At 44.8% G+C, this 8,210-nt stretch carries 6 protein-coding genes; 4 read left to right on the top strand and 2 right to left on the bottom strand.

Annotation, left to right across the window (positions count from 1 at the left end; all coding sequences use genetic code 11):
* The first annotated feature begins 178 nt into the window (after window positions 1–178).
* From E2R66_RS13745 to E2R66_RS13755, 3 genes are all read left to right on the top strand, one after another.
* Complete coding sequence (locus E2R66_RS13745) at window positions 179–688, top strand: CAP family protein (protein WP_133231427.1); 510 nt, start codon at window positions 179–181, stop codon at window positions 686–688.
* 489 nt (window positions 689–1,177) lie between these two features.
* On the top strand, window positions 1,178–2,182 hold the full coding sequence (locus E2R66_RS13750) for a peroxiredoxin family protein (RefSeq protein WP_158288413.1): 1,005 nt from the start codon (window positions 1,178–1,180) through the stop codon (window positions 2,180–2,182).
* Window positions 2,183–2,321: 139 nt separating this feature from the next.
* A complete protein-coding gene (locus E2R66_RS13755) occupies window positions 2,322–2,513 on the top strand; it encodes a CAP domain-containing protein (RefSeq protein ID WP_262710301.1) in 192 nt (63 codons plus the stop codon).
* Window positions 2,514–2,859: 346 nt separating this feature from the next.
* Here E2R66_RS13755 and E2R66_RS13760 read toward each other — a convergent pair whose 3' ends face one another.
* Both E2R66_RS13760 and E2R66_RS13765 read right to left on the bottom strand, forming a co-directional pair.
* Entirely contained in the window at window positions 2,860–3,486 is a 627-nt protein-coding gene (locus E2R66_RS13760) for a DUF3226 domain-containing protein (protein ID WP_133231421.1), read from the bottom strand.
* 2 nt (window positions 3,487–3,488) lie between these two features.
* Complete coding sequence (locus E2R66_RS13765; RefSeq protein WP_133231419.1) at window positions 3,489–4,646, bottom strand: AAA family ATPase; 1,158 nt, start codon at window positions 4,644–4,646, stop codon at window positions 3,489–3,491.
* A gap of 647 nt (window positions 4,647–5,293) precedes the next feature.
* On the opposite strand from E2R66_RS13765, the gene E2R66_RS13770 reads away from it, so the two are divergent.
* Window positions 5,294–8,005 (top strand): PQQ-dependent sugar dehydrogenase, encoded by a 2,712-nt coding sequence (locus E2R66_RS13770; protein WP_133231417.1) that lies wholly within the window; start codon window positions 5,294–5,296, stop codon window positions 8,003–8,005.
* Window positions 8,006–8,210 lie beyond the last annotated feature (205 nt).

The following is an 8,210-nucleotide window of genomic DNA, read 5'->3' on the forward strand; positions in this document are numbered from 1 at the left end:
AGCGGGGGCTCACTAAAGCCCTTGATTCTCGCAAGCTCAGATGGCTACATATGATTGCAAACAAACATAGACGACTGGTTGGGCGGGAGTACAATTTCCAATTAAATTTATTTCGCTTCACCCTTAAACCATTCCGAAATGCCTATGTTTAAGCCTTGTAACCTTAAACAAGCCAATCATGACCAAATACTTAATCGCCTGTCTCCTGTTCATTTCCGCCTACGCCCATGCGCAGGGTACCAACGACGCAACAGGCTCTAAAATATCGGTAGCCGATGCCCAAAAAGTACTTAACCACCATAACATGGCCCGGAAGGAAGTTGGCGTACAGCCGCTTACCTGGAGCAAAGAACTTTCGGCCTACGCCCAGCAATGGGCCGACCACCTGGCCGCCACCGCAACCTTCTCGCACCGCCCCAATAACCAATACGGCGAAAACATTTTCATGGGCAGTAGCAATTACACTCCCTTAGATGCTTCGGAGAGCTGGTACAGCGAAAAGAAGGATTACACCTACGGCAAATTCACCGGCAAAGGTGGCACGGGCCATTACACCCAAATGGTTTGGCAAAACACCACGCAGGTTGGCGTAGGCGTAGCCATATCGGCCAGCGGCGATATCTACGTGGTGGCCAACTACGCACCTGCAGGGAATTATATTGGGGAGCATCCTTATCAGCGGCAGTAAGAGAAGTTCAATAAACAAGTGGTCTGGAGGTGGCGGGCCGGGCAGCGGAGCTATTTATAAATCATTAACCACCATGTCTTTGCGAGGAGCTGCGTTGGGTAAAAGCCATGGGGCGACGCGGCAATCTCATAGGAGAGCGGCGGAATTTCATGCGCCTCTGCATGCGGGCCACAAGTGACACTTGCGGCAGCGGGAAGAATATATAACCGCCATAAGAGGTTGGTTAAAATTTGTTAAATAGCTGGCACATCTAACTAATAGCTTAATTTTCATTGTAGTTTAGCTAAACAGTTACTAAGTCATCAATAACTAACTTAATCAATGGCAATGACCTGCTTCGTTAAAAGAATTCTTCAATCCGCTCTCTGCCTTACTGTATTTCTGTATAGCACTACAGTAGACGCACAAATTTCCCGGATTGAAAATCTACTTAATAAAATAGAAAGTTATAATAACTTTAGCTATCAATCCATAATCAAACGAAAGGATATGAGCGCTGACACTACAGTTGCTCATAACAAGGAATTATTTTTAAAAGCGCCTCATGACAAGTTATATGGATACCTGTATAGTATAGAAACCGATTACAAAACAGAAAAGTTTCACAAGATAGACTTGTACACTGGAGATGGTTTGAATATTTTATCACCCCAAGACAGTACATTCTCCCGAGAGAAAAGGCCCTCTTCCGAATATAGTCGATCACTTATGGGTGGACTAAAATTCCTGAGAGATCGTTTTAATAAAAGGCCTTTTAAAATAGCTATGCTTAAAGACACAATTATCAATGCCGTAACCAATTCGCATCTTATTGCAAACGTATATGATACGCTCGACAATAACGATCATTTGTACTCAAACAGACATTATTACATTAATAAACAAACAGGTTTACCCAGTTTGATTACAATTAAAGGAAGATATAAATATAACGGACTGGTGAACGACTATTACGATGAGACCCAATATTTTGATTATAAGTTGAACAGAGCTGATATTACTAATGCGAGTTTCGTTATACCCAAAGGGTTTAAGCCCCCCGCAAATAAAATAACACCCGATTTATTAGCCGTGGGGACTACTGCGCCTGACTGGACGTTGTACGATGCAAATGGAAAGAAGCTTTCGTTAAGTGAGTTAAAGGGTAAAGTAGTAATGTTAGACTTTTATTTCATTGGTTGTTCAGGATGCATGGCTTCAATAAAGCCACTGAATGTTATATATGAAAAGTATCAAAACAAAGGCTTAATTATAGCAAGCCTAACTGAAAGAGATAGCAGGAAGGCTGTTCTCGACTTCGAGAGACGTTATAAAATCAAATACACAAGTTATATTAATGCGGATCAGGTTGTGAAATCATACTATGTCACAGGTTTTCCGACTTTTTATTTTATTGATAAAGAAGGAAAAGTAGGAAACGTATTTGTTGGTTACGATGATGATTTTGCAGGGAAAGTAACTTCAATAATTAATGATCTGTTAAGTAAAAAATAAAGAGAAATTGTCCTTTAAAGTGAATATACCCGCCCATTCAGGCGTACCCGCCTGAATGGGCAAGTTTCTCATCATTCAAGCTGGCGTGTTAAGGCTCCACTAAAGCCCTTGATTTTCGCAAGCTTAAACGCTTATATATATTTGTAACAATAGGCAGACTGCTGGTTGGGCGGGAACCGACCGGCAAAGAAATTACACGCAAATGGTTTGGCAAAACACCACACAGGTAGGCGTAGGCGTAGCCATTTCGGCCAGCGGCGACATCTACGTGGTGGCCAACTATGCCCCTGCGGGGAATTATATTGTGGAGTATCCATACCAGAGGCAGTAAACACTTTACCCACCATGTCTTTGCGAGGAGCGGCGTGGGCAAGAGCAAGGGGCGACGTGGCAATCTCATAGGAAAGGAGGCAGTATTCGACCATCCCCAATATTTGACAATAAAAATTTTGTTAAAATACTTGACGATAGAATTTTTGTCATCAACCCCGCCATCCGCTACAAACCTTACTTCGTGCTGGCTTACGCTGCCGTTGGGTTTAGGTGGGTCGGGGCTGTTTGTTTTTGGGCACTCCAAAATCAGGCACCTCTCTTCACCTCGTCTTGGCGAGGCACAAAGCAATCATCGGCAGGATTGGTATGCGGCATGCAAAGTGGCTTTGTGGGGGGGGGGGAGACTATGCAAACAATGTACTTAGCCATTCAACGAATAAATGCAGTTCTCTAACGTTCTCCGTACTTAAAAATTTAAATGTTATCGCCTGACCCATGGGAATACCTGGCGTCTTCTGCCATGCCAACCAAGTGCTAATGTAACTTTTTTCGATATGAACATCTTTACACCTTTGCTTTCCTGATTCCTTCAAAACTCTTAATACGTTTTGGACCTCCGGTGCCAAATCATCGTCAGGTGCTATTAGGTATTTTATAAAGTCTTCAATTGCGCCATTTAAATTATTATTTGGCATTATCCAAAGTCCAATGCGAGGTTTATTCGCTTGATTTAAAATAAGTCCTTCTTCCCCAATATCTTCTGGGACTTCATAACCTTGACGTTGCAGCTTAGTCCTTAAGCTATTCCATCTAGAACTTAAATCGGTATCTGCATCGACTATCATGCCTAAGGTTATTAAATCTGACCGGAGTAATTCAGCTTCAATCCTAAGCACTAAATTGCTGTAACCTTTTGAGTCTATAACATTAAAGTTTTCCGCAATCTTAAATTTCTCACAAATACTCCAAACTATATGTAAATCGTCGTTTCCTTCAACCAGAAGCCTTTGTGGGTATGCCTTTTCCAACATATCTACCTAGTTTCGATGTTAAATTTGATGGCGGAAAATAGTGTTTCAGATGTATATTCTATAACTTCAACGTTGTGAGGCCCTTGTTGAAGACGCAAAAGTTGTCCTGTTTTAAAGCTGCTGTAGTAATTGTAATCATGTGAATCCAAAACAGTTTCGCCAAAGGCCCTTATACAATCATTACTATGCGTAGTAGCAAAAACTTGTACTTCCAGTTTATCGGCAACGTCAAAAATAACTTTCCATAGTAACCTCTGTACGCTATAATGCAAACCATTTTCAACCTCGTCAATCAATAGATACCCATTTTCACAATTCACTAATGACAGGACAATAGTTAATATTCTATTTATCCCATCACCCATACTTTTCAGCGGATAAATAACATCATCCCCTTTTAATTTCACCATTGGGGTTCTGACTAGTCTACTTACACTTTCATTGGTACTAACAAATGCTATCCTTTCGATGTTAGGTTCAATAATCTTTAACGCGTCAATAATTAAACTTTCTTTATAAGACAAAGCGACCTTGTCCCATAAACTGGAATTCGTTTCCCTATCAATGTTTTGAGTGTGTACATATTGCAGGTTGGATGGAAAGTCCCGAAACCGCGTGTTTCTCAATATATCTCTAGTTTCAAAAATCGTAGTTTGTGAGTTTGAATAAATCTCAAAGCCTAAGCGAGCGTTGATAAGACTAGAATATTCAATATCATTTTCTTCCAGCACTCGCCGCTGCTTAGAAAATATAATCTCCTTATTCGTTTCACTCGTCCTTCTAACTTCTTCATCTATAATTTTTACCGGCTTTATTTCTACACGATATTGAGACGGAGATTCCGTGGAAAATAAATCACTTTCCATTTCTCCAATAATAATCGGCTCTTTTAAAGCTCGATTAGTAAATAGGCAAGACACAGCTTTCTCGAAAGCACCCTCATCAAACGGAGGTCGAACATTCGATATGAATTCCTTTCGATCATCTAATAGTTGTATTAACCATGATATATTCCCTTCGCAGGCATAAATTGAGATTGCATCTAATAAAGATGATTTTCCACTATTGTTTTTGCCAGTAATTAAATTCACCCTCCCTAATCTCGGAATTGTTAGTTTCGATAAGTTTCGATAATTTTTTACTATGAGCGATTGGAGCATATAAAGATTTTTATAAAACAAATGTAATATAATGACACGAATTTAATTAACCGTATTATATGAAAGGTTGGATGAAGCATAGAATATTTAGACTCTGTCTGTGTAAATTTATCGGTGTCCGCGTTGCCGTGCTTGAGTTTTAATTGCGCCTTTGATATACGCAACCACATCCGCCTGCTCCGTCGCTAATATTCAAATCCGTATATATACATTTCTGCATATATACATTCCCAGCCCCAGCCCTCCCATAAACCCGATTGGCGGAAAAGCCCGCTTCTATCAGCGGCTTGTACAGAAAGCGGGGCCGAACCCAGCCCAAGCCCCACTATCCCTGCTTTTCAAAAATCAGCAAACATTTTGTAAGCCTCTATGCTCACATCCTGCCATATCTTTGCACTCTGTTGTAAAATATCCAATCACCACACAGAAAAATAAAACAAACGTAACCGCATTGCAAAGCTCTGTGCCCTCTGTGCTCACCACCTCGCCAATCTCCGTGAACTCTGTGGTTAAAAGACAAGCTCTCCCCATCCCGCATACATATTTAGTAAATCCCACTAAATAAAATTGCCCCCTTATATTTATCTTAAAAATAGCTACTTTGGCTACATCATTTATTACTCAGCTAAATTATCTCACATCAGCTCATGTTTAAGCCTAAAAACCTTTTTAGGGCATTGCCTGCCTTTTTATTACTGGCAGTATGCGCCACAGTTACCTACGCGCAATCGCCAAAAAAACCCGAGGATAACCGCTTTACCAAGGTGGTGCTGGCGCAGGGCGTGGAAGAGCCCATGCAGTTTCAGATACTGAAGGATGGGCGCGTTATCTACGCCGAGCGCAAAGGCAAAATAAAGCTGTACGACCCCAAGACCAACAAAATTACGGTGATTGCCGAGTTTGCCGTGAGCACCAAATACGTTAACAAAAAGGGCGAGGTGAGCGAGGGCGAAGACGGCATGCAGGGCATCATCCTGGATCCCGACTACGAAACCAACCACTGGATATATGTGTACTACGCCCCCGCCGGCGATGTGGCCAAAAACACGTTGGAACGCTACACCTGGCTGGGCAAAGACATCCTGCGCAATACCAAAAAAACCGTACTGGATGTACCTACCCAGCGCGAGGAATGCTGCCACGTAGGCGGCGGTATGCTCTTCGATAAAGACAAGAACCTGTACTTAAGCACCGGCGATAACACCTTCAGCAGGGCCAGCGATGGTTTTACCCCGCTTGACGAGCGACCGGGCATGTCGCCCGAGGATTCGCAGAAATCATCAGGCAACACCAACGATTTGCGCGGCAAGATACTGCGCATACACCCCGAAGCTAATGGCACATACACCATACCGCAGGGCAACCTGTTTGCCCCCGGCACGCCACAAACCAAACCCGAAATTTATACCATGGGCAACCGCAACCCCTGGCGCTTAACTATCGACAGCAAAACCGGCTGGCTGTACTGGGGCGAGGTTGGTCCCGATGGCTCTAAGGACGATTTCGACAAACGCGGCCCGCAATCGTACGACGAATTTAACCAGGCCAAAAAGCCGGGCAACTACGGCTGGCCCTATTTTGTGGGCGATAACAAAGCTTACCGCAAGTACGATTTCGCTACGCACCAGTCGGGCGATTTCTTCGATGCCCTAAAGCCCGAGAACCACTCGCCAAACAATACGGGTATGATTGCCCTGCCGCCCGCAACGCCTGCTTTTATATGGTATGCCAAGGGCCTGAGCGACAAGTTCCCGCTGATGGAGACCGGCGGCAACAGCGCGGTGGGCGGCCCCATTTTCCGTGCTGCCGATTTTAAAGGCGCCAAACGCCCCTTCCCCGATTATTATGAAGGCAAATGGCTCATTACCGATTGGGTGCGCGGCTGGGTAAACGTCGTAGAGATTGGCGAAGACGGCACATACAAATCCATGGAACGCTTCCTGCCCGAACTGCGACTGCGCGGCCCTATCGACATGAAATTCGGCCCGGATGGCGACCTCTATGTGCTGGAATATGGCAATGGCTATTTCAAGAACAACCCCGAAGCAGAACTTATCCGCATAGAATTCAACGGCGGCAACCGCAAACCGCAGGTGCAGGCCAGGGCCGATAAAAGCGCAGGCGCACTACCATTGAAGGTGGCCCTGTCATCGGCAGGTACCAAAGATTTCGACGACGACGATGTGCTTACCTACCAATGGACGGTAACCAAAGCCGGCAAGCCCTTCAAAACTTTTAAAGAGCAAAACCCATCGGTAACCTTTACCACCTCGGGCGTTTACAAAGCCACCCTTACGGTTACCGACCTTAAGGGCGCCAAAAACAGCACCTCGCTCACCATAAAAGCAGGCAATGAGCCGCCTGTGGTTGCCGTTACGGTAACCCAGGGCAACAGCAGCTTCTTCTTCCCTGGTAAAACCATCGCCTACAAAATAAACGTGAGCGATAAGGAAGACGGCAGGCTCAGCAACAAACGCATCCCGGCTTCGCTGGTATCGGTAAGCGCCAATTACCTGTCGGAAGGATATAACATGACGGCTATTGCCCAAAAGCAGCAGGGCGTAGATGCCACCGCAAGGTTTGCGGCGGGCATGGCGCTCATTGCCAAAAGCGATTGCAAATCCTGCCATGCGGTAAAGGATAAGGTGCTGGGGCCATCCTTCATCGCGGTAGCACAAAAATACAAGAACAACCCATCGGCTGTTGCTACGCTGAGTAATAAGATCAAAACCGGTGGCTCGGGCATATGGGGCCATGCGGAGATGCCTGCCCATCCTGCTCTTACCAACAATGAGCTGGGTAGCATCGTACGCTATATCATGAGCCTCGGCACACCGCAGAAGACCCAAAAATCTATGCCGGTTACGGGCACTTACGTAACTGCGGTACCCAAAGGCGAAAACGATAACGGCAGCTATATCTTACGCGCGGCATATACCGATAAGGGTACAGCAACAGCTGCTGCATTAACTACCGAGAACCTGCTGGTGCTGCGTGGCTCCTTACTATCACCATCGCAAGCCAACGATGCTAAAGACATGGACTATAACCGCGACAGCACTATAGTCGTAGTAAAGAAACCCGGCGCTTACCTCGAGTTCAACAAAATCGACCTGACGGATATCAGGAACGTCGAACTGAAACTACTCCCCCGCGGCCGCGGCACCGACCCTCCGGCCACGGTAGAAATACGCCAGGGCAGTGCAGACGGCAAAGTAGTAGGCAGCTTTACCGGCAGCTTCGTGGGCCTCAACAGCCTAAAGGTGCCCATCAGCGGTGCCGATGGCAAGCAAGATCTTTACCTGGTATTCGCCGGTACGCAGGTTAGGTTGAATGGGGTTAAGTTTAATATAGAGTAGATCTGTCTGAATCAGAATTTACAGGATTAGCAGGATTTTCAGAATGTGAACTCCCAAATTCTGCTAATTCTAAAATTCTGTAAATAATGATGTAATAAAAGCATAGTACAGCATGTGCGGACATCTGCGTAAGCAGCGCCGAAATTTTAATTTAGAGTGATAACTGGAACGTTTCACTATTTAAAAAACTGTACTATGCTAAAGA

Source organism: Mucilaginibacter psychrotolerans, from assembly GCF_004519315.1.
Taxonomy (GTDB): Bacteria; Bacteroidota; Bacteroidia; order Sphingobacteriales; family Sphingobacteriaceae; genus Mucilaginibacter; species Mucilaginibacter psychrotolerans.